The sequence below is a fragment of the Azospirillum sp. UENF 312511 genome, from assembly GCF_058780635.1.
In genome coordinates this window covers 500,070-527,031 of the sequence record NZ_JBSNCG010000005.1, presented here as the reverse complement: position 1 = coordinate 527,031, position 26,962 = coordinate 500,070, and the positions used below count along the sequence as shown (strand labels likewise).

The 26,962-nt window shown below is 67.6% G+C and carries 20 protein-coding genes; 12 read left to right on the top strand and 8 right to left on the bottom strand.

Annotation, left to right across the window (positions count from 1 at the left end; genetic code table 11):
• Window positions 1-55: 55 nt before the first annotated feature.
• Both ACWPN7_RS30900 and ACWPN7_RS30895 read right to left on the bottom strand, forming a co-directional pair.
• A complete protein-coding gene (locus ACWPN7_RS30900; RefSeq protein ID WP_040136437.1) occupies window positions 56-1,987 on the bottom strand; it encodes a long-chain fatty acid--CoA ligase in 1,932 nt (643 codons plus the stop codon).
• On the bottom strand, window positions 1,987-2,874 hold the full coding sequence (locus ACWPN7_RS30895; protein ID WP_247874749.1) for an ABC transporter ATP-binding protein: 888 nt from the start codon (window positions 2,872-2,874) through the stop codon (window positions 1,987-1,989). Before ACWPN7_RS30895 ends, ACWPN7_RS30900 begins: the two co-directional genes overlap by 1 nt.
• A 202-nt stretch (window positions 2,875-3,076) precedes the next feature.
• Between ACWPN7_RS30895 and ACWPN7_RS30890 the strand changes: the two genes are divergently transcribed.
• Window positions 3,077-4,729, top strand: coding sequence for an AMP-binding protein (locus ACWPN7_RS30890; protein WP_040137208.1), 1,653 nt, complete (start codon window positions 3,077-3,079; stop codon window positions 4,727-4,729).
• Between the two features lie 154 nt (window positions 4,730-4,883).
• Here ACWPN7_RS30890 and ACWPN7_RS30885 read toward each other — a convergent pair whose 3' ends face one another.
• The 3 genes from ACWPN7_RS30885 to ACWPN7_RS30875 form a co-directional block, all read right to left on the bottom strand.
• Window positions 4,884-6,143: a hypothetical protein gene (locus ACWPN7_RS30885; protein ID WP_459197097.1), complete on the bottom strand. Its 1,260-nt coding sequence runs from the start codon at window positions 6,141-6,143 to the stop codon at window positions 4,884-4,886.
• Window positions 6,144-6,465: 322 nt separating this feature from the next.
• Window positions 6,466-7,356 (bottom strand): 3-hydroxyisobutyrate dehydrogenase, encoded by an 891-nt coding sequence (mmsB, locus tag ACWPN7_RS30880; protein WP_040136439.1) that lies wholly within the window; start codon window positions 7,354-7,356, stop codon window positions 6,466-6,468.
• 31 nt (window positions 7,357-7,387) lie between these two features.
• Complete coding sequence (locus ACWPN7_RS30875) at window positions 7,388-8,527, bottom strand: isobutyryl-CoA dehydrogenase (RefSeq protein WP_459197098.1); 1,140 nt, start codon at window positions 8,525-8,527, stop codon at window positions 7,388-7,390.
• A 161-nt stretch (window positions 8,528-8,688) separates the two neighbouring features.
• On the opposite strand from ACWPN7_RS30875, the gene ACWPN7_RS30870 reads away from it, so the two are divergent.
• The 3 genes from ACWPN7_RS30870 to ACWPN7_RS30860 all read left to right on the top strand — a co-directional run bounded on the left by ACWPN7_RS30870 (window position 8,689) and on the right by ACWPN7_RS30860 (window position 11,721).
• Complete coding sequence (locus ACWPN7_RS30870; RefSeq protein WP_459197099.1) at window positions 8,689-9,384, top strand: GntR family transcriptional regulator; 696 nt, start codon at window positions 8,689-8,691, stop codon at window positions 9,382-9,384.
• A gap of 92 nt (window positions 9,385-9,476) precedes the next feature.
• Entirely contained in the window at window positions 9,477-11,033 is a 1,557-nt protein-coding gene (locus ACWPN7_RS30865) for a malonate--CoA ligase (protein WP_200775763.1), read from the top strand.
• A gap of 124 nt (window positions 11,034-11,157) precedes the next feature.
• The gene (locus ACWPN7_RS30860) at window positions 11,158-11,721 is read left to right on the top strand and encodes a TetR/AcrR family transcriptional regulator (protein ID WP_040136445.1); all 564 of its coding nucleotides are present in this window, start codon (window positions 11,158-11,160) and stop codon (window positions 11,719-11,721) included.
• A gap of 199 nt (window positions 11,722-11,920) precedes the next feature.
• Here ACWPN7_RS30860 and ACWPN7_RS30855 read toward each other — a convergent pair whose 3' ends face one another.
• The 3 genes from ACWPN7_RS30855 to galE are packed head-to-tail and all read right to left on the bottom strand — an operon-like array spanning window position 11,921 to window position 14,722.
• On the bottom strand, window positions 11,921-13,099 hold the full coding sequence (locus tag ACWPN7_RS30855; protein ID WP_492273658.1) for a DUF2336 domain-containing protein: 1,179 nt from the start codon (window positions 13,097-13,099) through the stop codon (window positions 11,921-11,923).
• A 37-nt stretch (window positions 13,100-13,136) separates the two neighbouring features.
• The gene (locus ACWPN7_RS30850; protein ID WP_051658479.1) at window positions 13,137-13,688 is read right to left on the bottom strand and encodes a MarR family winged helix-turn-helix transcriptional regulator; all 552 of its coding nucleotides are present in this window, start codon (window positions 13,686-13,688) and stop codon (window positions 13,137-13,139) included.
• Between the two features lie 14 nt (window positions 13,689-13,702).
• Window positions 13,703-14,722, bottom strand: coding sequence for a UDP-glucose 4-epimerase GalE (gene galE / locus ACWPN7_RS30845; RefSeq protein WP_040136449.1), 1,020 nt, complete (start codon window positions 14,720-14,722; stop codon window positions 13,703-13,705).
• Window positions 14,723-15,223: 501 nt separating this feature from the next.
• Here galE and ACWPN7_RS30840 point away from each other — a divergent pair.
• The 8 genes from ACWPN7_RS30840 to ACWPN7_RS30805 all read left to right on the top strand — a co-directional run bounded on the left by ACWPN7_RS30840 (window position 15,224) and on the right by ACWPN7_RS30805 (window position 26,938).
• On the top strand, window positions 15,224-16,945 hold the full coding sequence (locus ACWPN7_RS30840; protein WP_103040342.1) for a type I secretion system permease/ATPase: 1,722 nt from the start codon (window positions 15,224-15,226) through the stop codon (window positions 16,943-16,945).
• Window positions 16,942-18,315: an HlyD family type I secretion periplasmic adaptor subunit gene (locus ACWPN7_RS30835; RefSeq protein WP_459197100.1), complete on the top strand. Its 1,374-nt coding sequence runs from the start codon at window positions 16,942-16,944 to the stop codon at window positions 18,313-18,315. The genes ACWPN7_RS30840 and ACWPN7_RS30835 overlap by 4 nt, the downstream gene beginning before the upstream one ends.
• A gap of 94 nt (window positions 18,316-18,409) precedes the next feature.
• Window positions 18,410-18,625 (top strand): hypothetical protein, encoded by a 216-nt coding sequence (locus ACWPN7_RS30830; protein WP_040136456.1) that lies wholly within the window; start codon window positions 18,410-18,412, stop codon window positions 18,623-18,625.
• Window positions 18,626-19,377: 752 nt separating this feature from the next.
• Window positions 19,378-20,199 (top strand): calcium-binding protein, encoded by an 822-nt coding sequence (locus ACWPN7_RS30825; RefSeq protein ID WP_040136458.1) that lies wholly within the window; start codon window positions 19,378-19,380, stop codon window positions 20,197-20,199.
• Between the two features lie 74 nt (window positions 20,200-20,273).
• Window positions 20,274-22,649: a glycosyltransferase family 2 protein gene (locus tag ACWPN7_RS30820; RefSeq protein WP_459197101.1), complete on the top strand. Its 2,376-nt coding sequence runs from the start codon at window positions 20,274-20,276 to the stop codon at window positions 22,647-22,649.
• Window positions 22,650-22,653: 4 nt separating this feature from the next.
• On the top strand, window positions 22,654-23,481 hold the full coding sequence (locus ACWPN7_RS30815; RefSeq protein WP_149649086.1) for a class I SAM-dependent methyltransferase: 828 nt from the start codon (window positions 22,654-22,656) through the stop codon (window positions 23,479-23,481).
• The gene (locus ACWPN7_RS30810) at window positions 23,478-24,779 is read left to right on the top strand and encodes a glycosyltransferase family 4 protein (RefSeq protein ID WP_149649087.1); all 1,302 of its coding nucleotides are present in this window, start codon (window positions 23,478-23,480) and stop codon (window positions 24,777-24,779) included. The genes ACWPN7_RS30815 and ACWPN7_RS30810 overlap by 4 nt, the downstream gene beginning before the upstream one ends.
• Window positions 24,776-26,938 (top strand): hypothetical protein, encoded by a 2,163-nt coding sequence (locus ACWPN7_RS30805; RefSeq protein WP_456522047.1) that lies wholly within the window; start codon window positions 24,776-24,778, stop codon window positions 26,936-26,938. The genes ACWPN7_RS30810 and ACWPN7_RS30805 overlap by 4 nt, the downstream gene beginning before the upstream one ends.
• Window positions 26,939-26,962: the final 24 nt, after the last annotated feature.

The following is a 26,962-nucleotide window of genomic DNA, read 5'->3' as shown; positions in this document are numbered from 1 at the left end:
CCAACCCTCTCCCCGGAGGGGAGAGGGAGTTTAACGCGCGTCATCACCGCCCCCCTCACGCCGCGGCCTGCGCCGGCTTCTTGGCCGGCGTGGGCAGCAGATCGACCACCTTCAGCACGGTGCGGATGCGCTGCTTGGTGCCGTCCTGGAAGGTGATGGTGGTGTCCACGTCGATGGCCGGCTGGCCCGCGTAGATGGAGTCGATGATCTCGCCGTACTTCTCGGCGATCACGCCGCGCCGCACCTTGCGGGTGCGGGTCAGCTCGCCGTCGTCGGCGTCCAGTTCCTTGTAGAGCAGCAGGAACTTGGTGATCCGCTGGAACTCCGGCAGCGTCGCGTTCACCCGCTCCACCTCCTGGCGCAGCAGCTCGTAGATCTCCGGCTTGGACGCCAGATCGGAATAGGTGGTGAAGGCGATGCGGTTTTTCTCCGCCCACTTCGACACGATGGGGAAGCGGATGCAGATGATCGCCGACAGGTAGGGCCGCTTGTTGCCCAGGATCACCGCCTCGGCGACGTAGGGGCTGAATTTCAGTTTGTTCTCGATGTATTGCGGGCTGAAGCGGTCGTTGTTGCTGGTGGTGGCGATGTCCTTGATGCGGTCGATGATGACCAGATGGCCCTTCTTGTCGAAGAAGCCGGCGTCGCCCGTGTGCATCCAGCCGTCGCGGAGGTCCGCCGTGGTCGAGGCCTCGTTGCGGTAGTAGCCGGCAAACATGTTGGGATGGCTGACGACGATCTCGCCGATGCCGTTCTGGTCGGGCTCGATCACCTTGACCTTGACGCCGTCGTCGAAGGGCACGCCCACCGTGTCGAAGTCCACGTCGTCCGAGCGGTGCACCGTGTAGGCGCCCATCGTCTCCGTCTGGCCGTAGATCTGGCGCAGAGGCACGCCCAGCGCCTGGAAGAACTTGAAGGTGTCGGGGCCGAGCGCCGCGCCGCCGGTCGCCGCCGACTTCAGGTTGGTGAAGCCCAGGCGGTCTCGCAGCGCTGCGAAGAGAATACGGTCGGCGACGGCGGACCGCGTGCCGTTGGCGAGCGCCTCCAGCCCCAGCTTCATGCCGTAGTCGTACATCTTCTGCTTGAAGGGAGAGGCGTCCATCATGCGGGCGCGCACGTCGGCGGCGATCTGCTCCCACAGGCGGGGGGCGAACAGCACGAAGCTCGGCCCGATCTCGCGGAAGTCGTTCATCATCGTCTCGGCTTCCTCGACGAAGTTCACGCGCATCCGCGACACCATGCCCATGCCGACGGCGTAGATCTGCTCCATGATCCAAGACAGCGGCAGCACCGAGACATACTCGTCGGTCGGCCCCTTGGGGTCCACCGACAGGTAGCTGGCGACGTGGCGGATCAGCCGCCCGGCCGGCAGCATCGCCAGCTTCGGGTTCGAGGTGGTGCCCGAGGTGGTGCAGAGCACCGCCACGTCGTCGCCGCGCGTCGCGCCGACCAGCTCCTCGTAGAGGTTCGGTTTCTCGGCGTGCAGCGCGTTGCCCAGCTTGACCAGCTCCGACGCTTCCATCAGGCGCGGATCGCTGTATTTGCGCATGCCGCGGGGGTCGGAATAGATGATGTGCTTCAGCGTCGGCAGGCGCTCGCCGAGGTTCAGCAGCTTGTCGACCTGCTCCTCGTCCTCCGCGAAGATGACGTGGACGTCGGCGTAGGTGATGAGGTAGGCAACCTCCTCGTCCATGGCGTCGCGGTAGATGCCCAGGCTCATGGCGCCCATGGCGTGGGCGGAGATTTCCCCCATCACCCAGTCGGGCCGGTTGTCGCCCAGCAGCGCCACCACATGGCCGCGCTCCACGCCGAGCTTGATGAGGCCGAGCGTGAAGGCGCGCACGCGGGCGTGCATGTCCGCCCAGGTGAACTCCCGCCAGATGCCGAAATCCTTTTCGCGCATGGCGACGTCGCCGCCATGCTCGCGGGCGTGCAGGGTCAGCAGCTTCGGCAGCGTGTCGTGGGTTTTGATATCAGGAAGGGACATCACGCGACCTCCTGCTTGGGCGGCGGGGCCACGGCCTCGTCCTCCTCGTCGTCCTCGCCGAGATAGGCGCGCTTGACGCGCGGGTCGTTCAGCACCTCCTCGGGCGTGCCCTCGGCGATCTTCTTGCCGAACTCCAGGACGATCACGCGGTGGGAGATGTCCATCACGACGCCCATGTCGTGCTCGATCATCACCACCGTCATGCCGAACTCCTCGTTCAGGTCGACGATGTAGCGGGCCATGTCCTCCTTCTCTTCCAGGTTCATGCCCGCCATGGGCTCGTCCAGGAGGATCAGGTCAGGCTTCAGCGCGATGGCGCGGGCCAGCTCCACCCGCTTGCGCAGGCCGTAGGAGAGCGTGCCGGCGGTGGCCTTGCGGACATGCTGGATTTCCAGGAAGTCGATGATCTCCTCGACCTCGCGGCGGTGGGCCAGCTCCTCCTTGCGGGCGCCGGTCAGCCAGTAGAGCGATCCGGTGAAGAAGTTGTTCTTCAGCAGGTGGTGGCGCCCGACCATGATGTTGTCGAGCACCGTCATGTGGCCGAACAGCGCCAGATTCTGGAAGGTGCGCCCGATGCCGAGCGAGGCGCGGTGGTTGGGCGTCATGCCCGTGATGTCCTTGCCCTTGAAATAGACCTTTCCGTCGGTGGGCCGGTAGCGGCCGGAGATGCAGTTGACCATGGAGGTCTTGCCCGCACCGTTCGGGCCGATGATGGAGAACAGCTCCCCCTTGCGGATGCTGAAACCGACGTCGGTCAGCGCCTGCACGCCGCCAAAGCGCAAGGACACGCCCCGGGCTTCGAAGATGGTGTCCGATGGGGAGGCCGCGCGGGTGGCGTCGGCCGGATGGGCGTAACCGCGTGGCGATGCGACGGGCGCGCCTGACATTTCCTCCTCCGTTGCTGTGGAACTGCCTTTTTTATCGTTCGCCTGACTGTTTGAGTGGCGAACTGGTCCATATTGTGGACCGTCCTTTGTGCAACGTCCGAACTATAGCCTGTGATGCGCACCGTTTTCAACACGGACATTCCGTGTATGCATGTTTTTTGGAGCGACATCCGGCCCGAAGGTCCATAATATGGACCCCATCATGACCCGGCCCGATTCCGACACCGAAACCGCCCCCACCGGAGCGTCCGGCGGCACGCAAAGCCTGGAGCGCGCGCTGGCCCTGCTGCGCGCCGTCGCCTCCCATGGGGCCGACGGCGCGCGTCTGGCCGACCTGATGAGCGACACCGCCCTGTCCAAGGCGACCGCGCACCGGCTGCTGACCGCGCTGGCGCGGGAGCGCTTCATCGACCAGGACCCGCGCAGCCGTCGCTACCATCTGGGGCCGGAACTGGATTCGCTGGGTCGCATCGCCGCCGCCCGCCACCGCCCTGGAGGCGACGCGGCAGCGCCCGGTCCGGCCACCGTTCAGCCGACCGCCTTCCTGCGGCCGGACTATCAAGGTGACGCGATTCCGCTCGCCGATCTGCTGTGCGACCGCCACGCCCGCGCCGACGGCGCCCGCGCCGCCCTGCTGCACGAGAGCGTGGCCGGCCAGACGACGGAGCTGAGCTTCGCCCGGCTGGCACGCGATTCGGCGCGCTTCGCCGCGGTGCTGCGCGGCCTCGGCGTTGGGCGCGGCGACCGGGTGGCGGTGCTGCTGCCCAAGGGGGCGGAGCTGCTGATCGCCGCGCTGGCGATCTGGCGGCTCGGCGGGGTCTACATGCCGCTCTTTACCACCTACTCCGCCGCCGCGGTCGCCTACCGGCTGGCCGACAGCGAGGCGCGGGCGATCGTCACCACCGGCTTCCTGCGCCGCAAGATTCCGCGCGACAACAGCCGCCCGGTGGTGATGGTGGAGGGGGACGAGGCCTTCGGTCCCGGCGCCGACGCGGTGCCCTTCTGGTCGGCCCTTCACGAATCAGCCCCCTTGCCCGACATTGCGCGCTACGCCGACCGCGACGCCTTCGCGCTGATGTACACCTCCGAAGCGGAGCCAAAGCCGCTCGGCGTCTCGCTGCCCGTCATGGCTCTGGCCGGGATCGAGCAGTACATGCGCATCGGCCTCGACCTGCGCGACGACGACATCTATTGGAACATGGCCGACCCCGGCTGGGCCTACGGCGCCTATTACGGGCTGGTCGGGCCGCTGCTGCTCGGGCGCACCACGATCTTCTGCGACGGCCCCTACGACGTGCGGCAGGGCTACCGCATGCTGACGAAGTTCGGCGTCACCAACCTGACCTGCGCGCCGTCCCAGATCCGCGCCTGGCACAGCGCCGACCCGGAGGGCGGCCCGCACAAGCTGGCGCTGCGCATCCTGTCGGTGGTCGGCGAGCCGCTGCCGCCGGAGCTGATCGGCTGGGCGAACCGGGTGGTCAGCGTCCCCCTGCTCGACCAGTACGGGCAGCGCGAGACCGGCATTTTCATGATGAACCGCTACGACCCCGGCCACGCCGACCGCACTGCCGATTCCTCGCTGGGGCGGCCCCTGCCGGGTTTCCGCGTGGTCATCCTCGACCCGCAGGGCCGCGAGGCGCCGGTCGGCGGTGCGGGCGAGATCGCCATCGACGTGGAGTCCTCGCCGCTCTTCTGGTTCGACGCCTACGCCAACGACCCGGGACGCACCGCCGCCCGTTTCCGCCACGGCCGCCGCTACTACCTCACCGGCGACTGGGCGTTCCTGGACGGTGACGGCAACATCCACTTCCGCGGCCGGGCGTCCGACGCCATCGTCATGCAGCAGGCGGATTGAGAGACCAAATGTGCCTTTCCTACTTTCCTCGCCCCGGCGGGAAGTGGGGTCAGCTCCTGTCTGACGGTCAATCACATCATGCCGCGGTTGGGCGGGTGGAGAGCCATTATTTATCGAGTTTCATGACGGACGTCGGACAGCAGTCGACGTTCGCCTAATGCAAGGGCGCGATACGCGCGATCGCTGGAATCGTCTCAATGGAGCGTGCGACTTCGTCCAATACATTATCGCGCAGGCGGTCGACACTGACCGGAAGATCGCCATTGCAGGTCCGTCGCATATGATCGTTGGCAACGAAGTCCGCACGCTGTATGCCACCGAAAACGTTCTGAATGCGAGCGTTCGAGCAGGAACGCCAAGAGCGTATAATTTTATTGCGTAAAAGATGGTCGTAAGGCGGCATGCCCTTTCCGTTTGCCTTGATTTCAAAGGCATAGGCCAGTTCGATGCCACCTGTTGTCAGGTCGTACTGGTAACTGGCGTTGCGGGGCATCAGCAGTGAGGCCGCCAACAGGCTCACATCTCCTTGCGAGTAAACAATGGATTGATTCCTCTCGGGCTCACGCCGTTCCTCCCATTGAAGTTTCTTGACAGTGACCGTCACTGCCGCGCCACCTGAGGTGATGAGGATTAGATTTGGCGAGATTGTCCGCAATTTTGTCGCCACATCTTCATAGAGCAGACGGTCTTCCGGTTCAATAATCAAGCGGACCTCTACAGCGCGTTCTTCCAGTAATCTCTTTGCCTGTTCAGGAAAAACGGGAGCCACATACTTTCGAAGATCCTCTGCAGTGAGCTTCATTGACGGGAGAACCGCCAAGACCATAGCCGCATCCTGCGATTTGGCGCCGCTGGCGCGCGCCTTCTCAAATACGCCCTTGATGAGGGCATTATCTGGAGAGTTGCTCGTGGCCAGCTTCCCCACAGACCGCCTGAAAATGATCGATTGTGCTTCGGGTGCGTTCAGTGAGGGAAAAAGACGAATGTCATCTGAGTAATAAAAATCTATTTTATTATTTATATTTGCCTCGGCGGCCAATCGATCGATTTCTTCTAGTATGTTCTGCTCATCTTTTTGGCTTATCAGATCTTTCAGAGATGCCTCTCTGACAATGCGGTGCAAATCCACCATCCTGGCGGAAGTATCCGCGTTAAACACATCGGCCCGCAAATAAGATGGATAATTTTTCTTAAACGATGGATATTTGTTGATTATGTTGCGAGCCCTTCTCCCGTTTTCTGTTTCGTCGTAAGCGAAAATATTGAGGGTTCTATAAGCAACGCTTTCTCTTCCACCGTTCTTCAATATATCTTCAGTCATGGAAAACAGATCGGAATTTTGATCGTCGATGGTTTGGCAGGCGTTAAGAGATAAGGCCGTGGCAAGGGCCAGTACAAATCTAAGTATAAGCATTCCGTGTCACTCCTGAGCCGGCATCAGAAGTGTATGGGAGGGACGGTGGAATCGCTAGCCTAAATACACGGGAAAATGGTGTCTGTGATCAGGAATCATGCCAAGGAGAGCTTTGGCCGAATAGTGCTCAGGACAGGATGTGTTGTTCGTGGTTTCGGTTGCTCCGTAACGCTTGGCGGAGCCTCTGTCCCGCAGCGTCTTGTCGATACCCGTGCAGGTTCTGTCTGACGGCCTTCTCGGAACTCAGCAGAAAGCGGTTCTTACTCGTCAAACCGCAACATTGTGATCCGTTTGGGCCGTCAGACGGTGACCATGCGCCTGCTTACGGCTTCCCGCGCAGCAGATTGACGATGCCGGAGAAGTCCTTGCCGCCGAAGCCGGCGTTGCAGAACAGCGCGTACATCTGCGCCGCCTCGCCGCCCAGCGGCAGCGGGCTGCCGGTGCTCTGCCCGGCCTCGACCGCCAGCTTCAGGTCCTTCAGCATCAGCGCCGCGGCGAAGCCCGGCTGGTAGTCGCGGTTGGCCGGCGAGGTCGGGACCGGACCCGGCACCGGGCAATAGCTGGTCAGCGACCAGCACTGGCCCGACGACTTCGACGCCACGTCGAACAGCTTCTGCGACTCCAGACCCAGCTTCTCGGCGAGCGCGAAGGCCTCCGACACGCCGAGCATCGAGATGCCGAGGATCATGTTGTTGCAGATCTTCGCCGCCTGACCGTTGCCCGGCCCGCCGGTGTGCACGATGGCCTTGCCCATCGCCGACAGGATCGGTTCCGCGCGGCGGAAGGCGGTGTCGCTGCCGCCGACCATGAAGGTCAGCGTCGCCGCTTCGGCCCCGCCGACGCCGCCGGACACCGGCGCGTCGACCATGGCGTGGCCCGCCGCCTCCGCCGCCGCAGCGACGAAGCGGGCGCTGTCCACGTCCACGGTGGAGCTGTCGATGAACAGGCTGCCCGGCTTGGCCTTGGCGATGATGCCGTCGGGTGCCGTGTAGACCTCGCGCACATGCTTGCCGGCGGGCAGCATGGTCACGACCACCTCGGCCTCCCCCGCCGCGGCGCCGGGGCCGGTGGCGACGGTGGCGCCGGCGTCGCGCGCGGCGGTGCATGCGGCCTCCGACAGGTCGAAGGCCAGGACGGTGTGGCCGGCCTTCAGCAGGTTGCGCATCATCGGCGCACCCATGTTGCCCAGACCGATAAAGGCGATCGTCGCCATAGCGTTTCCCCCTCGCTTTATAATGACGCTATCAGCCGCCGGTCAAATGGCGGGCGATGATGACGCGCATGATTTCGTTTGTGCCTTCGAGAATTTGGTGAACCCGCAGGTCACGGAAAATCCGCTCGATCGGGTACTCCTTGATGTAGCCATACCCGCCATGAAGCTGCAGCGCCTCGTTCACCACCTGGAATCCGGCGTCGGTGGCGAAGCGCTTGGCCATGGCGCAATGGGCGGTCGCCTCCGGCGATCCGGCGTCGAGGCTGGCGGCGGCGCGGTGCAGCATCAGTCGGGCGGCGTCCAGTTCCGTCGCCATGTCGGCCAACTTGAACTGCAGGGCCTGGAAGGCGTTCAGCGGCTTGCCGAACTGCTTGCGCTCCGTGGTGTAGGCGACGGCCTGCTCCAGGCAGAAGCGCGCCCCGCCGACCGAGCAGGCGGCGATGTTCAGGCGCCCGCCGTCCAACCCCTTCATGGCGATGCGGAAGCCCTCCCCCTCCTCGCCGATGCGGTTGGCGACGGGGACGCGGCAGTTCTCGAAAATGACCGCCGACGTCGGCTGGCTCTTCCAGCCCAGCTTGTGCTCCTGCTTGCCGAAGGACAGGCCGGGCGTGCCCTTCTCCACGACGACGCAGGAGATGCCCTTGGGGCCGGGCTCGCCGGTGCGGACCATGCAGACATAGACGTCCGACGTGCCGCCGCCGGAGATGAAGGCCTTCGAGCCGTTCAGAACGTAATGGTCGCCGTCCCGCTCCGCCCGCGTGCGCAGCGAGGCCGCGTCGGACCCCGCCCCCGGCTCGGTCAGGCAATAGCTGGCGAAATGCTCCATGGTCGTCAGCTTGGGCAGGAAGCGCTCACGCTGCTCCGCGTTGCCGAAGCGGTCGATCATCCAGGAGGCCATGTTGTGGATGGAGATGTAGGCCGCCGTGGACGGGCAGGCCGCCGACAGTTCCTCGAAGATCACCGCCGCGTCGAGCCGCCCGAGGCCGGAGCCGCCGAACTCCTCCCCCACATAGATACCGGCGAAGCCGAGTGCCGCGGCCTGTCGCAGGGTGTTGACGGGAAAGACGCTGTTCTCATCCCAGTGCGCGGCGTTCGGCGCCATTTCCTGCTGCGCGAAGTCGCGCGCCGTGTCGCGGAACGCCTGCTGCTCCTCCGAAAGCGCAAAATCCATGCGCATCCTCCCCAGAACCGCAGTGGCCCGGAGCCCAGGACGGATCTCCGGTTCTCATTGTTGGGTGGAAGGACTATCATGCTGGATACGCGCTGTCCATCTCTTGTATACACAGACAGGAGCGGCGGAAGGCCGCGGACGAGGAAGGGGACACGCTCGGGATGAGCGACCGGATTGCCGCCAGCAAGACCATGGACAAGGGTGCCACCCGCGCCGACGAGGTGAGGCTCGCCATCGAGGAGGATATTTTCCTCGGCCGGCTGCGCCCCGGAACGCGGCTGGACGAGGAAAGCCTCGCCCAGCGCTTCAACATCTCCCGCACACCGATCCGCGAGGCGATTCTCCAGCTCGTCCACGCCGGGCTGGTGGAGAAGCAGCCGCGCCAGGGCGCGGTGGTCGCCCCTCTGAAGCTGCACCGCATGGTGCAGATGTTCGAGGTAATGTCGGAAATCGAGGGGCTGTGCGCCCGCTTCGCCGCCCGCCGCATGTCGGAGGAGGAGAAGCAGGCCCTGAAACACCTGCACGACACCTCGAAAGCGCATATGGAGGCGCGGGAACTGGACGCTTACTATGCGGTCAACCGTTCCTTCCACGAGGCGGTCCAGGCGGGCAGCCACAACGAGCCGCTGCAGGAGATCGCGCGCGGGCTGTTTGCCCGACTGGCCCCCTATCGCCGCTATCAGCTCAACCATCCCAACCGCGTCAAGGACAGCTTCACGGAGCATGACGACGTGGTGGAGGCGATCCTGGCCGGCGACCCGGAGGCTGCCTACGCCGCCATGCGGCGGCATGTGACTATCCAGATCGATATCTTCACCGAGTTCGTGTCCATCATGGGCGGAAACGAAATACAATAGACCGGACTTCCGTATACAAAGCTGTGGCTGACGGCATGCGCCTGTGCTAAACCATGCACACCGGATTACCGGTGTGCATGGAGGGGATCACGATGTCCGACGTGGGTGGCAATCTGTTCGAGCTGTTCCGTTCCCGCTTTCCGGCGGACCGCAGCCGCCCCTTCGCCGAGACCGAGCCCGGCACGGACAACGCACGCACCGTCACCTACGGTGACCTCGAAGCCCTGACCGGCCGTTACGCCAACCTGCTCGCCGACCTCGGCCTGAAGAAGGGCGACCGGGTCGCCGTGCAGGTGGAGAAGTCGGTCGAGAACATCATCCTCTACCTCGCCACCGTACGGGCGGGCGGCGTCTTCCTGCCGCTGAACCCGGCCTACACGAAGGCGGAAGTTGAGTATTTCCTGACCGACGCGGAACCGCACGTCTTCGTCGCGCGCCCCGAATCCGCGGACGCGCTGCGCGAGGTCGCCGACAAGGCCAAGGTCGCCCATCTGCTGACTCTCGGCACACACGGCGAGGGCACCCTGCCGGAGCAGGCCGCCGGCAAGGGCACGGACTTCGCGACCGTCCCGGCCGAGGCCGACGATCTCGCCGCGATCCTCTACACCTCCGGCACCACCGGGCGGTCGAAGGGCGCGATGATGAGCCACCGCAACCTCGGCTCCAACGCGCTGACCCTGCACAAATACTGGGGCTTCCAGCCGGACGACGTGCTGCTGCACGCCCTGCCGATCTTCCACACGCACGGCCTGTTCGTGGCGACCAACTGCGTGCTGCTGAACGGCTCCTCCATGCTGTTCCTGCCGAAGTTCGACGCCGAGCAGGTGATGGGGCTGCTGCCGCGCGCCACGGTGATGATGGGCGTGCCGACCTTCTACACCCGCCTGCTCGCCCACCCCGGCCTGACGCGCGAGGCGACGGCGCACATGCGGTTGTTCGTCTCCGGCTCGGCGCCGCTGCTCGCCGACACGCACAAGGAGTTCTCCGCCCGCACCGGCCACGCGATCCTGGAGCGCTACGGCATGACCGAGACCGGCATGCTGACCTCCAACCCGCTGGACGGCGACCGCATCCCCGGCACGGTCGGCTTCCCGCTACCCAAGGTCTCCGTGCGCGTCGTCGACCCGGAGACCGGCGCGAGCCTCGGCACCGACGAGATCGGCATCATCGAGGTGGCCGGGCCGAACGTCTTCTCCGGCTACTGGCGGATGCCCGAGAAGACGAAGCAGGAGATCAAGCCGGACGGCTTCTTCATCACCGGCGACGTCGGTAAGGTGGACGGGCGCGGGTACGTCCACATCGTCGGACGCGCCAAGGACCTCATCATCTCCGGTGGCTTCAACGTCTACCCGAAGGAGGTCGAGACGGTCATCGACGGCATCGACGGCGTGGTCGAATCAGCGGTGGTCGGCGTGCCGCACCCCGACTTCGGCGAGGCGGTGACCGCCGTCGTGCTGCGCAAGCCCGGCAGCGCCACCCCGGACGAGGCCGCGGTGATCGCCGTTTGCAAGGAGCAGCTCGCCAACTTCAAGGTGCCCAAGCGCGTCTTCTTCATGGACGAGCTGCCGCGCAACGCCATGGGCAAGGTGCAGAAGAACCTGCTGCGCGACGCCCACAAGGACCTGTTCACCGCGGCAAAGGCGCGCTGAGGCGCGCCCGGCTTTCCCTCTCCGGTCAAATCCGTATAAGGTTCGGCGCTCGTTCCGCCCGGCGGGTTGTGGACAGGCCAACGGCGAATCGATACGCTGCCGTATGGTCTCCGGAGTGTTGCCGATGGAAGCGAAGACGCTGAACCGCGAATCCTGGCTGTCCGCCGCCTTCTCCGCCCTGGCGGAGGGCGGCGTCGAGCAGGTGCGGGTCGAGCTTCTGGCCAAGCGGCTGAAGGTGACCAAGGGCAGCTTCTACTGGCACTTCCGCGACCGGATGGAACTGGTGGAAGCGATGCTGGAGGGCTGGAAGACCGGCCGCATCGAGGCGATCAAGGCGCAGACCCGGCTGGACGGCCGCACGCCGGCCGAGGGGCTGCGCTACGTGCTGTCGCTGTATGGCGGCAGCAGCAACCCGCGCGGCATCGCCATCGAACTGGCGATGCGCGACTGGGCGCGCCGCGATCCTCGTGCGTCCGAGATCGTGGCGGAGGTCGACCGCGAACGCCTGCGCTGCGTGTCGGACCTGTTCGCCGGCCTGGGGCTGGACCCCGACGACGCCTTCGCGCGGGCGTATCTGTTCTACTCGTTCATCTTTGGGGAGGGGCTGCTGGCCCGCTCCGCCGCGCCGGACCGCTTCGAGAAGGCGCGGGATATTTGCGGGAAGGTGCTGGTTCCGGAGGGAGTGTAGGCGCGTTGCCCCCACCCTTCCCACGGCTTCGCCGCGGGCTCCTTCCCTCCCCCGCTCTCGGCGGACCAAAGGTCCGCCTGCTGCGTCAGCGCAAACCGAAGGTTTGCGCGAGAGCTTCGCAGGAGAGGGAGGTTTGGTCCCCTCCCCCGCCCAGCGGGGGAGGGTCAGGGAGGGGGCAAGCGTCGCAACAACCTCACCCTCACGTCCCCGTTCCGCGCACTGGCGCGAAGGGCAAACCCGCCTGATCCAGCGCACGGTCGATCACCTCGTCCGACGCGCCGTCGAACAGCTGCAACAGCAGCTCGTCCACCACCCACTCGTTCGTCGGGGTCAGGGCGGCGAACAGGTCGGCCATGACCTCCGCCTGGAAATCGTCGCGGCGGTTGTCGCTGCCCTCGTAGCCCATGCGCTTGGCGGTGGCGATCGCCACCTGGAAAGGCGGCACCAGCACCGGCGCGACCGACGCCTTCTTCAGCACCGCCCGCAGCCCCAGCGCACCGTCGTCCCAGGCCAGCTTGCGGGCGTTGTCCGCCGGGATGCCGGCCTTCGCCCCCAGTCCCGCCGCGAACAGCGCGACGTCGCCCGCGCACAGCACGCGGAACAGCAGCGCCGCGGTGAAGCGCCCGTTGGCGTGCAGCCAGCGGGCCACCGCCTCCACATCCTCGTCGCCGCGGAGCGCCGGGCGCAGCAGCCGCATCGTCGCCGACTCGCGCCCGCGGTTGGCCAGCCGGTCCACCAGATCCTTGGACAGGCCATGGCTGTGGGCCAACGTGGCGCGCATCGCGTCGGACACGAAGGCGATCAGCCGCTCCACCACGGCCAGCGGCAGGCCGGGGCGGGTCGCCGCAGCCTCGCTGACCATGCGCACGCGGCCGAAGCGGTCCAAGGCCCGATGCAGCGCCGGCTCCGCCAGCTCCGCGCCGGGGTTGCGCAGCAGCGCCGTCACCACCGCGACGTTGCCGGTCTCGACGACGGCCCCGGCCACCCGCGCCGACACGGTGTGGCGGTTGGCGACGGCCATGTGCTTGCCGGCGTCGGGGTCGGCCAGCACGTCGAGCAGCAGCTCGTCGCTGAGGCTTCCGGCGTCGCGCAGGATCGGGAAGGCCACGCGGGCCACATCCTTCACCAGCCGCTCGGCCAACTCCGCGGTCAGCATGGCGTTGTTGCGGATCTGCCAGGCCACGGCCTCGCGCACCGCCACTTGGGCGTCGGCGGCGAAGCAGTGCATGACCTCCAGCGCCAGCGACCGTTCGGCGTCGGTCAGCCCGCCTTTCTCCAGATCGCCGGCCAGCTTCTGCATCGTGTCGATGCGGGCCTCCGCCGACGAGGATTCGAGCAGGCGCTCGACATCGCGGATGGACAGGGATGAATTGGTCATGTGCGGATGCCTGCGGATGAGAGGTGCATAAGGCGGTTCAATCCAGTCCCTGGCCGGCGTAGCGGACCATGTCGCCCCAGATGCGGTCGAGCCGGCGCAGCGTGCGGTAGGCGGCCTTCAGGTCGGCCGCCTCCGCCTCGTTGCGCACCAGCGCCGTGGCCTGCACCTGCTCCAGCGTGAACAGCTCGTCGCGCAGCGTCCGGCCCTTGTCGGTCAGGCGCAGGCGGGCCGTGCGGCGGTCGCGCTGGCTGGCGCCGCGGTCGATGTAGCCGGCCTCGACCAGGATCTTCAGGCTGTAGGAGGCGTTGGATCCCAGATAATAGCCACGCTCCATCAGGTCGCGGACCGACGGCTCGTCGTCGCCGATCAGCATGACCATCAGCGCCTGAACCGGCCCGATGTCGTCGATCCCCTGCCGCAACAGGCCGGCCCGCACCACGTCCAGGAACCGGCGGTGCATCCGCTCGATCAGCCGGGCGAGCCCGTGATACTCGGCCAGTTCCGCCGCGTCGATGGCATCGGGCTTGTCTTGGGCCGGTTTGGCTTCGGCCGGCTTGGATTCGGCACCCGCCCGGCGCTGCGTGTTCATCCCTCGTCTCTCCGTCACTCGGCGGCCTGTGCCACGGCCGGGCCGCGGTAGCCGCCCGGATGGCGGCGGCGCCATTCCCACGCGCTGCCGATGATGCTGTCCAGATCGGGGAAGCGCGGCGACCAGCCCAACTCGCCCCGGATGCGCTCCGACGAGGCGATCAGCACCGCCGGATCGCCGGCGCGGCGCGGCCCGACCTTCACCGGGACCGTCAGGCCGGTGACGCGCTCCGTCGCCTCGATCACCTCGCGGACGCTGTAGCCCTTGCCGTTGCCCAGGTTGAAGCGGACGCTGCGCGTCTCCAGTGCCGGCAGCACCCGCAGATGCGCGTCGGCGAGGTCGCAGACGTGGATGTAGTCGCGCACGCAAGTGCCGTCCGCGGTCGGGTAGTCGTCGCCGAAAATCTCGATGTGCGAGCGCCGGCCGCTGGCCGCGTCGAGCACCAGCGGGATGAGGTGGGTTTCCGGGTCATGATCCTCGCCGATGATCCCGTTCGGGTGCGCCCCGGCGGCGTTGAAGTAGCGCAGGCAGGCGGAGCGCAGGCCGTGGCAGCGGTCCGCCCAGTGCAAGGCGCGCTCGATGAAGAACTTGGATTCGCCGTAGGGGCTGCCGGGGTCGATGGTGGTCTCCTCATCGATCGGCTGGCGCTCCGGCGTGCCGAACAGGTTGGCGGTCGAGGAGAAGACCATCTTGCGCACGCCCGCCGTGGTCGCCGCGCGGATCAGGTTCAGCGAGTTGACGGTGTTGCCGTGCAGATAGAGGTGCGGGTCGCGCATCGATTCACCGACCAGCGACAGGGCGGCGAAATGGAACACCGCGTCGAAGCGCCATTCGGCGAAGACGCGGGTCAGCGCGTCCATGTCGGCAAGGTCGGCCTCCACGAAGGCGGCGTCGGACGGCACGGCGGCGCGGTGGCCCTGGCGCAGGTTGTCGAGCACGACGACCCGGAAGCCGCGGTCGAGCAGTTCGGCCACACAGTGACTGCCGACATAGCCGGCACCGCCGGTCACGAGTACGGTCTGGGGCGTGTTCATCCTAAATATTCCTTGGATTTGAGAAATATTCGTCAGTCCAGGCACCCGCCGGCATCAAAGGATCGTACATCCCCCGGTGGCAAGTGCAAGAGTTCCGCGATGCACCATGCCGCCAATTCAGACGGAAGGCCAGTTGACGAAAAAGAGACATGGGCGCCGGGAAAGGCGCGGGGCGTCATCGGAAAAATGTTTTGGAACAACATTTTACAGCGCTGCAAATACCTCTTTCGATCAGTGTCGGACGGGGTAAGGGCTCAAAGTTGTCACACGCCGCAACGCAGCGTCGGACGTAAGCGGAAATGGCGCGGGACCAGTCTTCCCGCAATGGGCGGCCTTTGTCCGGACTTCGTCTCAAAAGGAGTTCATGCGACGCGGCCGCATCTCAACATTTCGTTAACCATGAAACCCTTTGCATGACCGGCTTCATGGCCCGCCCCAAAACCTGAGAACGCGGGACTCCGGAACGCGGCCGGAACGCAGGACGCAAGAAAAGGAATCGGCATGAGCGGTATGGATCGGACCCTGCTGACCCAAGCCTACCGGAAGATCGGGCGCGGCCTGCTGCTGGCCGGCGCCCTCACCTTCTTCGTCAACATCCTGATGCTGGTGGTGCCGCTCTACACGATGCAGGTTTACGACCGCGTGATGAGCAGCCGCAGCCTGGAGACGTTGACCATGCTCGCGGTGATCTCCGTGGGCGGGCTGGTGCTGTATGGCGTGCTGGACTTCATCCGGGCGCGCGCCTTCCTGGTCTGCGGGGCGGTGATCGCTCACCGCTTCAACGTGCCGGCGCTGCAGGCATCCATCGTGGACGCGCTGGGTGGCGGGACGCGCAACGCCGGCCAGACGATGCGCGACCTGAACGACCTGCGGAACTTCATGACCAGCAACGCCGTGGTGGTGCCGCTGGACCTGCTGTGGACGCCGATCTTCCTGGTCATCCTGTTCATCCTGCACCCGATCTACGGCTGGATCGCGGTGGGGTCGGCGCTGCTGCTGCTGACCATGAACGCGCTCACCGACGCGCTGACCCGCCGCCCCATCGCCGAGGCGAACGAGGCGTCGGCCAAGGTCTTCGCCGACGTGGCCAGCACCGTCCGCCACGCCGAGGCCATCGAGGCCATGGGCATGCTGCCGCCGCTGGCCCGGCGCTGGCAGATGGCGCAGATCGGCTCCGCCTCGCTGATCGACCGCGGCGTTGTGCTGTCGCGCGGCATGGCCTCGGCCTCCCGCTCGCTCCGGCTGATCCTGCAGATCGCCACCATCTCCGCGGGCGCGGCGCTGGTCATCCGGAACGAGGCCTCGCCGGGCAGCATGATCGCCACCGGCATCATCATGGCCCGCCTGCTCCAGCCCTTCGAGCATCTGGTGGAGAACTGGCGGCAGTGGATCGTCGCCCAGACCGCCCACAAGCGCATCCGCGAGCTTCTGAACGGCGAGGGCGCGCGGCGCAGCACCATGCCGCTGCCCCGCCCCGACGGACGCCTGACCGTCGACCGCGTCAGCCATGTGCCGAAGGGCCTGCAGCGCCCCGTGCTGCGCGGCGTTTCCTTCGCGCTGGAGCCAGGGGAGGTGCTGGGGATCATCGGCCCGTCGGGGGCCGGCAAGTCGACCCTCGCCCGCCTGCTCGTCGGCATCTGGGAGCCCACCGCCGGCGGCATCTACCTCGACGGCACCAGCACCTTCCTGTGGGAGCGCGAGAGCTTCGGTCAGTATGTCGGCTATGTGCCGCAGTCGGTCGCCCTGCTCGACGGCACCATCGGCGAGAACATCGCCCGCATGGCCCAGGCCGACCCGGCGGAGATCGTGCGCGCCGCCCGGCTGGCCGGCGTCCACGACATGATCGGCCGCCTGCCCTTCGGCTACGACACGCCGGTCGGCGAGAATGCCTTCGCCCTGTCCGGCGGGCAGCGGCAGCGCATCGCGCTGGCCCGCGCGCTGTTCGGCAAGCCGCGCCTGATCGTGCTGGACGAGCCGAACTCCAACCTCGACCACGAGGGCGAGCAGGCGCTGCTGACCGCGATCAACCACGCGCGACGCGACGGCGCCACCATTGTGATGGTCGCGCACCGCCCCTCCATCGTGTCGGTCGCCGACAAGCTGCTCGTCCTCAAGGACGGCATGGTCGAGCATTTCGGCGAACGCACCGACGTGCTGAAGATGGTCCAGCCCGGCGGCGCCGTGAAGGTGGCCCGGCTGGTCCGGACGGGAGAATCCGCATGACCGACACGACGCTTTCCCAGCCCGCGAACGCGCCATCCCCCCACACCGCCGCCTGGTCGCCGGTCATCGACGTGACGCCGCACGAACCGACGCTGCGCGGCACCGCGCTGGCGGGTGCGCTGGCCGTCGCCATCGGCTTCGGCGGCTTCTTCGGCTGGGCCTTCACCGCCAGCCTGGACAGCGCGGCCATCGCGCCCGGCACCATCATGGTGGAAAGCCACCGCAAGACCGTCTCCCACCTGGAGGGCGGCATCCTCAGCGAACTGCTGGTCAAGGACGGCGACATGGTCACGGCCGGGCAGGTCCTGCTGCGGCTCGACACCACGCAGAGCGGCGCGGTGGTCGCCCAGCTTCACGGGCAGTACTGGACCTCGCTGGCCCGTCTCGCCCGACTGCGTGCCGAGCAGACCGACGCGAAAGCTCCGGTCTATGCCGATGAACTGGTGGCCGCCGCCAAGACCAGCTCCGTCGCCGCCGAGGCGCTCGCCGCCGAACAGCGCCTGTTCGAATCGCGGCGCGACGCCTATGAGGGACAGATCTCCATCCAGCGCAAGCGCATCGGCCAGCTCCGCGACGAGCTGGTGGCGCTCGATTCGCAGCGCGTCGCCGCCAACGACCGGCTGCGCTACACCCAGGACGAATTGCGGATCGTCGAGACGCTGCTCGCCAAGGGCTACGAGCGCAAGCCGCGCATGCTGGAGCTTCAGCGCAACGTCGCCGACACCAAGGGCCGGCTGGGCGAGATCCAGGCCGACAAGTCGAAGGCCGAGCAGGGCATTGCCGCGGCGGAGCTGGAGATCATCAACCTCGGCAACAACCGCCGCTCGGAGGTCGGGAACGAGCTTCAGACCATCCAAGCCACCGTGTCGGACCTGTCGGAGCGGCTGCGCAGCGCCGGCGACGTGCTGAAGCGCCAGGAACTCGTCGCCCCCCAGGCGGGCCGGGTTACCAACCTGCGCTTCTACACGCCGGGCGGCGTCATCCCGGCGGGCCAGGGCATCCTCGACATCGTTCCGCAGGACGACGGGCTGATCGTCGAGGCCCGAGTTGCCCCCGCGGACGTGCAGAACATCGACGTGGGCGGCAGCTCCATGGTGCGGCTGGTCGGCTACCGCCAGCGGCTGGTGCCGCCGGTCCAGGGGAAGGTGCTGACCCTCTCCGCCGACCAGCTCGAGGACGAGCGCACCGGGCAGGCCTATTTCCTCGCCCGGATCAGCCTCGACGCCGCGGCGCTGAAGGCCCTGCCCAACGTGGACCTGCACCCCGGCATGCCGACCGAGGTGATGATCCACGGGCACACCCGCAAGGCCATCGAGTATTTCCTGACGCCGCTGACCGACGGCATGAACCGCGCCTTCCGGGAGAACTGACCGCGGCGGCCCCGCACCGGATCATTTCGCACGCTCCCCCGTTGCCCAGCAGGCAAGACAGAGGGCCGACAGGCCAGGAAGGGAGCGTGCGAGCATGACCACCCAATGGGACCGGAACACCCTGAAGCGCGTCGCCGACGCCATCGGCGACGTCCACCTCTACGACAAACACCACACCGGCGAGTTCATCGCCATGCGTCTGCGCGATTCGCTGGCCGACAGCCCCGGCTATGACCAAGCGGCGGTCGACGACAAGCTGATGCAGTTGGCGCGGGTCGCGTTGGACGCCGCGGAAGAGGGCAAAGTCTGAACCAGCCCAAAAATCTGACCCGGCCCGGACGCCGGGCAGCAACGCAAGACAAAAATTTTCGCCCCTCCCAAGGGCATCGGTAACGACCATCCGGCGGCCTTTGGCCCGACAGCGGCGGGCCGCCGGAGCGCTCCGGACCCGCCGGAGCACCCGGCGGGCCGGTCCACAGGCGTGTTTTCCGGATGCCCGCCGCCCTGGCCGGCCCCCACGGCGCAGCCGCCGCTTTCAAATTCCAGCTTTTAAAATCCCTGGCCCACCCCTCGAAATTTTGAAAAGGCCGTGATTTTGAATGCGCTGCAGCATTGGGCGGCGCCACCAATGGGCAATGATCAACGGCATAATCCTAAGCCAAACGCATAGGACTCGCGGGCCATTTCAGGACATTTCGTCGAAATTCGACAAAATCTCTTCCCGGAAACTTTGAAAGTATTATGGGCGAACAATTCAAAATCTTCCATTAACCATGAGTCATCGTCTTGGATGGAGCCCGTAAAACCACCGCTCTGGCGCGGCGTCCAAAATTAGATGTTTAGATTTTCGAAGTTCTTTGAAGCCAAGGTGACAGGAATGACGTAATGAACGTTGATGATTATTGTGTTTTGACTCTATGAACTCAAGATTTGCCTGGGTTTGACCTTATGTTTGTCACAGCCACGCCGAACGGTATTTGGGTAAAGGCTTAGTGGTACCTCGCCATTTCGGGGTAGGAAATCCCCCACCCCACCGAATCCCATCGTTAAGGAGTATGATTCATGGCCACCCTTCCTGGCGGCAACTATGACGACGTCATCACCGGCACCAACGGCAACGACTTCATCGACGGCGGTAAGGGCGACGACATCCTGATGGGTGGCAACGGCCACGACACCATCCTGGGTGGCGACGGCCGCGACGCCCTGTTCGGCGGTAACGGCGACGATCTGCTGAGCGGCGGCAGCGGGGCCGACGTCCTCGATGGCGGCAACGGCAACGACACGCTGGATGGCGGGGACGGCGACGATTACCTGTCCGGCGGCAACGGCGACGACGTGCTGATCGGTGGCCGCGGCAACGACATTCTCGACGGCGGGAATGGTGACGATGTCCTGAGCGGCGGCGACGGCGCCGACATTCTGCGCGGCGGGAACGGCGACGACGTCCTGATGGGCGGCGGCCACAACGACTACCTGGATGGCGGCGCGGGCAACGACATCCTGATGGGCGGCACCGGCGACGACATCCTCAAGGGTGGTGAGGGCGACGACTACCTGGATGGCGGTGCGGGCAACGACATCCTGGAAGGCGGTGCTGGCAACGATATCCTCGTCGGCGGCGCCGGGAACGACATCTTCGTCTTCTCGGGCGGCGGCGGCCAGGACGTCGTTCTCGACTTCCGCGCCGGCGAGGACGTCCTGCAGATCGAGCGCAACATCAACGGTCTGGACATCAACGACGCCTCCGATCTGGCGGCCCGCGTCACCGACATGGGCGGCAACGCCGTCATCGATCTCGGCAACGGCGACAGCATCATGCTGAAGGGCGTTTCGGCCGACGAAGTTCACAACAATCCGAACGACTTCTTCGTCATTCACTAAAGACGTAACCCACCCAGGGACCGGACCGGCGGCGTGTATTCCACACGCCGCCGATGGGTCCGGCTAAGGAACGCATGACCGTGCTCGCCGTCCTGCCGGCCTCCGCCTCCATCGCGTCCGCCCAGCTCCATGCGCTCGGCGACGACTTCGTGCTCGCCTCGTGGGAGAGCGACGGACCGGAGCCTTCCGGCCGCGTCGTTCCCACCCTCGACGGCGAGGAGGTCCGGCCCCCCTACACCACCTTGTCCGTGCGGACGAGCTGGGGTGGGCAGCGGGTGCTGTCGATCCTGCGGGCGCCCCGGACCTCCGGTGCGCCCGTCCGTTTCGTGGCCCAGAGCCGCGTCGTCGCGGAGGTCCTGGCCGAACCGCAGGTTCCCGATCCCGACCCCGCCTTCCTGCTCGGCAGCCTCGACGCGCCGTCGCGGCTGCGCGTGGTGCGTTTCCTCTTCGATTTCGCGCGCTCCACCCCGGCGCTGCGCAGCGACGCCGGCTTCGCCGCGGTCTGCCGCCGCATGGTGCTGGAGCTGTCGCCCACCCCCTCCCCGCTCGTCGCCCGCGCCCTGGCGACCGACGAGCTTCTGCTCTGCGGCGGGTCGCTGTCGTCGGGATTCGGCGAGGTGACGGGGGCAGTCATCATCACCGCGGGCGCCGTCGGCCCCTCCCCCTTCGAGGTCTGCATCGGCTCCGCGCTGGACCGGCGCGGGCGCGCCGCCATGTCGCTGCTGGTGGACAAGGCGCTGTGCGCGCCGGGCAACCTGCTGGTGGTGCTCGGCCGCAACGGGCTGGCCTGCCGCGCCTTCTCGGCCGTGGCGCCCAACCTGCCCAGCCTGACCGAGCGGCTGTCCACGCGCCGCGACACGCCGCTGGAGCTGCGCCAGTACATTCTGAACGCGCTCGCCCGGCGCGGACGGTCGGACGCTACGGCCGCGGCGGCGGTGCGCGAGCTTCAGGTGCTCGCCCCGCTGCCCAAGCGGCAGGTCGCCGACGCGAAGCGCTCGATCGGCGCCGCCCTCGACCTCGCCGTTCCGACCGGCGACGGCGGGCTGTTCCTGGCCGGTTGGGTGCACGACCCGCACGGCCTGTCCGGCGGCCTCACCGTGCACACGCCCTTCGGCGGCGAGCGCCGGCTGGAGATACTGGAGCACCGCTTCCCGCGCGAGGACGTGGCGAAGCTGTTCGGCACCGCCCCGTCCACCGACCGCAGCGGATTCGTCGCCTACCTGCCCGGCGCGCCCGAGCCCGCCGCGGCGCTTCAGGTCCATGCGGAGCTTCGCCTCGGCTCCGGCGGGTCGATCCGGCTGGTGCCGCCGCTGCGCCCGCTGTCGCCCGCCGACGCCCGCGCCGCGGTGCTTGGCAGCCTGCCGCCGCAGCACGCGACCCCGCTGGTTCTGGAAACCGTGATCGCCCCGGCCGTGGCACCGCTCCACGCCGCCCACATGGCCAGCCGCGGCGAGCCGGAAACCGTCACCTTCGGGCGCGGTCCGGAGACGCCCGCCGTCTCGGTCGTCATCCCGCTGTACAAGGCGCTGGAGTTCCTGCGCTTCCAGCTCTCCAGCTTCGCCACCGATCCCGGCATGGCCGGGGCCGAGCTGATCTTCGTGCTCGACAGCCCGGAGCAGCGCGACGAGCTGGTGCACATGCTGCACGGCTTCCACGCGCTCTACGGCCTGCCGATGCGGGTGCTGGTGCAGCCGGCCAACTACGGCTACTCGGCGGCCAACAACGCCGGGGTCGCGGCCTCCACCGGGCGGACCCTGCTGTTCCTGAATTCCGACGTGATCCCCGACCAGCCCGGCTGGCTGCCTGTTCTGCTCGCCGCGCTGGAGCGCGCGCTGGGGATTGGGGCGGTCGGGCCGAAGCTGTTGTTCGACGACGACAGCCTGCAGCACGCCGGCCTCTACTTCGACCGCGACGTCCGCGGGCGCTGGTACAACCATCACTTCTTCAAGGGTCTGCCGCGCGACTTCCTGCCCGCCCGGCGCGAGCGCAGCGTGCCCGGCGTGACCGGCGCCTGCCTGATGATGACCCGCGAGACCTTCGACGCCGTGGGCGGCTTCTGCGAGGACTACGTCATCGGCGACTATGAGGATTCCGACCTCTGCCTGCGCATCCGCAAGGCCGGGCTGGACATCCGCTACGTCCCCTCGGTCGAGCTGTACCATCTGGAGCGCCGCTCGATCAGCCGGCACCAGGGCTACACCCGCGGTGTCGCCTCCGAATACAACGGCTGGCTCCACGCCCGCCGCTGGGCCGCGATGATGGAGGAACTGGCCGCCCGCGACTGGAGCGCGTTGGCGCCGCCGCCCGCTCTGGAGGACAGCCTGATGCGCCCCCTGTCGGCGGGCGCCCCCACGGACACCGCCCTTCCCACCGCCCTTCCCACCGCCCTTCCCGTTGCCGTTCCGGGCAAATCCCGCCTGTTCGGGCGTGCGAACCGGAACCGGAGCTGACCTGATGAACGAGATCCTCACCGGGCGCCGTCTCGCCGTCCTGCGCCGCAACACCGACCCGCGGCTGGAATGGCTGTGCGCGCAGATCGCTCGCAACCGCTTCCTGCCCGTGCCGCCGCCGGACCGCGTGTTCATCGGCGACGGCGATTTCCGGGCCATCGGGGCGGAGTTCCTGCGCCATTTCGTGCGCGTCGGCGGGCTGAAGCCGAAGCACCGCGTGCTGGAGATCGGCTGCGGCATCGGGCGCATGGCCGTGCCGCTGACCCAGTATCTGGACTCCAGCTACGACGGCGTGGACATCGTCGAGGACGGCATCCACTGGTGCACCGAGACGATCACCCCGGCCTATCCGGAGTTCCGCTTCCGGACGCTCGACGTGGCGAACGCCCTCTACAACCCCGACGGGGCGGAGGACGCGGCGCAGACCCGCCTGCCCTTCCCGGACGGCGGGCACGACTTCGTGATCCTGACCTCGGTCATCACCCATCTGCGGACGGCGGAGACGGTGCGCTACGCGGCGGAGATCGCCCGCGTGCTGAAGCCGGGCGGGCGCTGCTTCCTCAGCCTGTTCCTGGTCGATGCCCGCGCGCGGGACGGCATCGCGAAGAAGACCGCCCGCCCGGCCTTCCTTGAGGCCGCCGGGCCGGAGTTCATCGCCGACGAGGCCAATCCGAACGCCGCCGTTGCCTACGGCGAGTCCTTCCTGCTGGACACCTTCGCGGAACAGGGGCTGCGTCCGGCGCGCCCGGTCCTGCGCGGCCACTGGAGCGGGCAGCGCAACGCCGAGAATTTCCAGGATCTCCTGGTTCTGGAAAAGGAGGGCGCGCGATGAGCCTGCCCCGCGTCCTCGTCGTCGCCCACAACCACCCCAGCCTGCATCCCGGCGGCACGGAAATCTTCGCGCACGAGCTGTTCGGCAGCCTGAAGGCCAAAGGGGCGGAGGCCCTGTTCCTCGCCTGCACCAACGGCGTCCACCGCGACCGCAAGCCCGGCACCAACCTCCAGACGCTGGGCCGCAGCGCCGACGAGGTGGTGCTGTGGGCCGGGCATTTCGATCACTTCTTCCAGAGCCAGATCGACCTGCACGGCATCGTGCCGGACCTGTCGAACCTGCTGCGCGCCTTCCAGCCGGACATCGTGCACATCCACCACACGCTGCTGCTGGGCGTGGAGATGCTGTTCCTGATCCGCCGCGTCTGCCCGCGGGCGCGCATCGTCTACACGCTGCACGACTACTACCCGATCTGCGCCAACGACGGGCAGATGGTGACGACCAACGGCCACGCGCTGTGCCGCATGGCCTCGCCCGACGCCTGCCACCGCTGCTTCCCCGACCGGCCGGCCGACCAGTTCGTGCTGCGCGAGAAGCACATCAAGGCGATGTTCGGGCTGGTCGACCATTTCCTGGCGCCCAGCGCCTTCCTGCGCGACCGCTACATCGCCTGGGGCATCGACCCGGACAGCATCTCCGTCATGGAGAACGGGCGCCCGGCGGTCCGTCCGGCGCCGCACCGGCCGCTGCCCGCGGGCGCACCGCGCAACGCCTTCGCCTATTTCGGCAACCTGAACCCCTTCAAGGGGATCACCGTCGCGCTGGACGCCGCCGCCCGGCTGGAGAAGCAGGGGCAGGATCTGACGCTGGCCGTCCATGGCGGCGCGCCGTTCCAGACCGACGCCTTCAAGGACAAGGTCGAGCAGGGCTTCAAGGGCGCCCGCGGCACCGCCGTCCGCCATGGCCCCTACCGGCGCGAGGAGATGCCCGAGCTGATGGCCGCCGCCGATTGGGTGGTGATGCCGTCGATCTGGTGGGAGAACGCTCCGCTGGTCATCCGCGAAGCCTTCCAGCACCGCCGCCCGGTCATCTGCAGCGGCATCGGCGGCATGGCGGAATCGGTGACCGACGGGGTGGACGGGCTGCATTTCCGGGCGGGGGACGCCGCGGATCTAGCCCGCGTGATGACGCGCGCCATGACCGAACCGGGGCTTTGGGACCGGCTCGTCTCCAACATGCCGGCGGTCCCGACGACGGAGGAGTCCGCCGAAAAACACGTCATTCTCTATGACGACATAATGAATGGTCCGGGGGGATCGCATGGGCAGGGCTCGATTGCGGGGAGCATCGCGGGATGAAGGAACCGATCACCAAGGCCGACATCACGGCGGCCATTCTTCTTGACGACGACACGCTCGTCCTGTTCGGCGCCATCGACCGGGCGCTGCCCGCGCAGGGCGCCGTGCATCTCGACGGGTCGGTGGAGGGCCGCTACGCCGGACGCTCCTGGGCCGACGCGGAGGGCGAGCGCTGGTTCCTCGGCGGCATCCGCGTGCCGGGGCTGGCGCAGATGCGCCCGTCGCGCGTCGAGCTGGCGGACGAGAAGGGGGAACGCCTCGTCCTGCCGCGCCTGTCCAACGTCCGCACCAACCCGTCGCACCTCGTCTCGGCGCTGAAGGGCTTCCAGCCCGGCGCGCTGGCCGTGGCGCTGGATTTCACGATCCAACTCGCCGCGTCTTCGGACAGTGACTCCGACCGCATCGGGCGCCTGCTCTCGGGCCTCGCCCAAGAGGTGTCGCAGCCGGACGGCTTCGCCGAGGTGTTCGGTCGCTTCCGCGACGGCAGCCTGATGCTCCAGGGCTGGGCGCGCAGCTTCCGCAACGGCGCCCAGAAGATCCTGATCGAGGCCGAGGAGACCGCCGCCTACCGCGCCACCGCCGGGGCCTTCGCCCGCCCGGACCTGCCGCCGGAGGCGTCGGGCGTGATGGCGGTTCTGACCGACCAGACCCCGCTTCCCACCGCCATCCGCCGCATCCACTACCGCGCCGCCGAGGGCTGGCGCCATCTGGAGATCTTCGAGCACCGCACCATCCTGCCCGACGGCGTGGCCTCCGCCCATGTGCGCGACATGCTGGGCAACATCCAGGACGCCGAAACGCGCCAGCGGATGACGCGCATCGCCGCGTCGCGCTACGACGGTGCGGAAACGGTGTCGCGGCTCGACATCCCGGTGCGGACCGGGCTGGACATGGCGCTGCGCGTGCCGGGGGCCGGGCTGTTCGTCGCCGGCTGGCTGCTCGACCCGACGCGGCAGGTCCGCGCCGTCACGCTGAAGGGGCCCGGCGTCGCCGTCCGGCTCGACGAGGGCTGGTCGCGGCTGGCCCGCCGCGACGTGACGGAAGCCTTCCAGCATGACGGTCTGTTCGCCGGGCGCATGATCCCCGGCCAGGACCAGCACGGCTTCACCGCTTTCGCCGCCGAGCCGTCGGGCCTGCCCCCGGGCGCCGAGTTCCATCTGGAACTGGAACTGGCCGACGACCGTTTCGCCTTCCTGCCGCTGAGCTGCCTGCCCCCGGCTCCGGAAGCGTTGCGCCGCATGCTGTCGTTGGTCAATCTCGACAGCCCGTCCATCGACACGCTGATCGCCCGCCATGTCGGGCCGATGCTGCGCACCGCCCGCGCCCGCTCCGGTGCCGCACCGTCGGCGGGCGTGCACCCGATGGGCCGTCCGGTCAAGGCGCCGCGCGTCTCGGTGATCCTGCCGGTGACCGACGGGCGGGAGGACGTGGACCTCAACATCGCCCGCCTCGCCATCGATCCGGACTTCGCCGAGACCGAACTGCTGGTGGTCGCCGCCGCCGGCACGCACGAGCGGCTGGGCGGTGCGGTCCGTCAGGCCGCCGCCTTCTATCGCATGGCCGTCACCTTCGTCGCCGCTCCCGACGCCACCGACGCCTTCGAGGCGATGGCCGCCGCCCTGCCCCACGCCCGCGGCGAGCGGGTGCTGACGCTCTCCCCCTCCGTCCTGCCGACCGAAAAGGGCTGGCTGGCGGCGCTGGAGCGGGTGTCGCGCAAGTCTGGCGGGCCGGTGATGGTCAGCCCGACGCTGCTCTACGAGGACCATTCGATCCGCTTCGCCGGCATCATGGCGGTCGAGGGTTCGGACGGCGCCAAGACCTTCGAGCGCCGCTTCGCCGGCTACCCGCGCGACTGGCTGAAGGAGCAGGACGCGGCGACGGTGGACGCCGCCGCGCCGGAATGCGCGCTGCTGCCCAAGGACGCGCTGGTCCGGGCGTTGGCGACCATGGGCTCCTACATGGGGGCCGACCACAAGGGGCTGGACCTCTGTCTGCGCCTGCGCGCGCTGGGCGGGGCCTGCGTCTGGCTGCCCCGCGTCACTCTGGTGGCGTTGGACGAGCAGCCGCGCGACGCGCACGCCGACCGCTGGCGCCGCGCCGGCGCCATGGTGGACCGCTGGAGCTTCGAGGACATCTGGTCCGCCCGCGCCGCCGCCTGAGCCCGCACGTCCCGCAAGCCCTAT

Bases quoted from the DNA above. Each gene is read 5' to 3' on its own strand.
- ACWPN7_RS30900 (WP_040136437.1), bottom strand. From the start codon at position 1,987: ATGTCCCTTCCTGATATCAAAACCCACGACACGCTGCCGAAGCTGCTG.
- ACWPN7_RS30895 (WP_247874749.1), bottom strand. From the start codon at position 2,874: ATGTCAGGCGCGCCCGTCGCATCGCCACGCGGTTACGCCCATCCGGCC.
- ACWPN7_RS30890 (WP_040137208.1), top strand. From the start codon at position 3,077: ATGACCCGGCCCGATTCCGACACCGAAACCGCCCCCACCGGAGCGTCC.
- ACWPN7_RS30885 (WP_459197097.1), bottom strand. From the start codon at position 6,143: ATGCTTATACTTAGATTTGTACTGGCCCTTGCCACGGCCTTATCTCTT.
- mmsB (WP_040136439.1), bottom strand. From the start codon at position 7,356: ATGGCGACGATCGCCTTTATCGGTCTGGGCAACATGGGTGCGCCGATG.
- ACWPN7_RS30875 (WP_459197098.1), bottom strand. From the start codon at position 8,527: ATGGATTTTGCGCTTTCGGAGGAGCAGCAGGCGTTCCGCGACACGGCG.
- ACWPN7_RS30870 (WP_459197099.1), top strand. From the start codon at position 8,689: ATGAGCGACCGGATTGCCGCCAGCAAGACCATGGACAAGGGTGCCACC.
- ACWPN7_RS30865 (WP_200775763.1), top strand. From the start codon at position 9,477: ATGTCCGACGTGGGTGGCAATCTGTTCGAGCTGTTCCGTTCCCGCTTT.
- ACWPN7_RS30860 (WP_040136445.1), top strand. From the start codon at position 11,158: ATGGAAGCGAAGACGCTGAACCGCGAATCCTGGCTGTCCGCCGCCTTC.
- ACWPN7_RS30855 (WP_492273658.1), bottom strand. From the start codon at position 13,099: ATGACCAATTCATCCCTGTCCATCCGCGATGTCGAGCGCCTGCTCGAA.
- ACWPN7_RS30850 (WP_051658479.1), bottom strand. From the start codon at position 13,688: ATGAACACGCAGCGCCGGGCGGGTGCCGAATCCAAGCCGGCCGAAGCC.
- galE (WP_040136449.1), bottom strand. From the start codon at position 14,722: ATGAACACGCCCCAGACCGTACTCGTGACCGGCGGTGCCGGCTATGTC.
- ACWPN7_RS30840 (WP_103040342.1), top strand. From the start codon at position 15,224: ATGAGCGGTATGGATCGGACCCTGCTGACCCAAGCCTACCGGAAGATC.
- ACWPN7_RS30835 (WP_459197100.1), top strand. From the start codon at position 16,942: ATGACCGACACGACGCTTTCCCAGCCCGCGAACGCGCCATCCCCCCAC.
- ACWPN7_RS30830 (WP_040136456.1), top strand. From the start codon at position 18,410: ATGACCACCCAATGGGACCGGAACACCCTGAAGCGCGTCGCCGACGCC.
- ACWPN7_RS30825 (WP_040136458.1), top strand. From the start codon at position 19,378: ATGGCCACCCTTCCTGGCGGCAACTATGACGACGTCATCACCGGCACC.
- ACWPN7_RS30820 (WP_459197101.1), top strand. From the start codon at position 20,274: ATGACCGTGCTCGCCGTCCTGCCGGCCTCCGCCTCCATCGCGTCCGCC.
- ACWPN7_RS30815 (WP_149649086.1), top strand. From the start codon at position 22,654: ATGAACGAGATCCTCACCGGGCGCCGTCTCGCCGTCCTGCGCCGCAAC.
- ACWPN7_RS30810 (WP_149649087.1), top strand. From the start codon at position 23,478: ATGAGCCTGCCCCGCGTCCTCGTCGTCGCCCACAACCACCCCAGCCTG.
- ACWPN7_RS30805 (WP_456522047.1), top strand. From the start codon at position 24,776: ATGAAGGAACCGATCACCAAGGCCGACATCACGGCGGCCATTCTTCTT.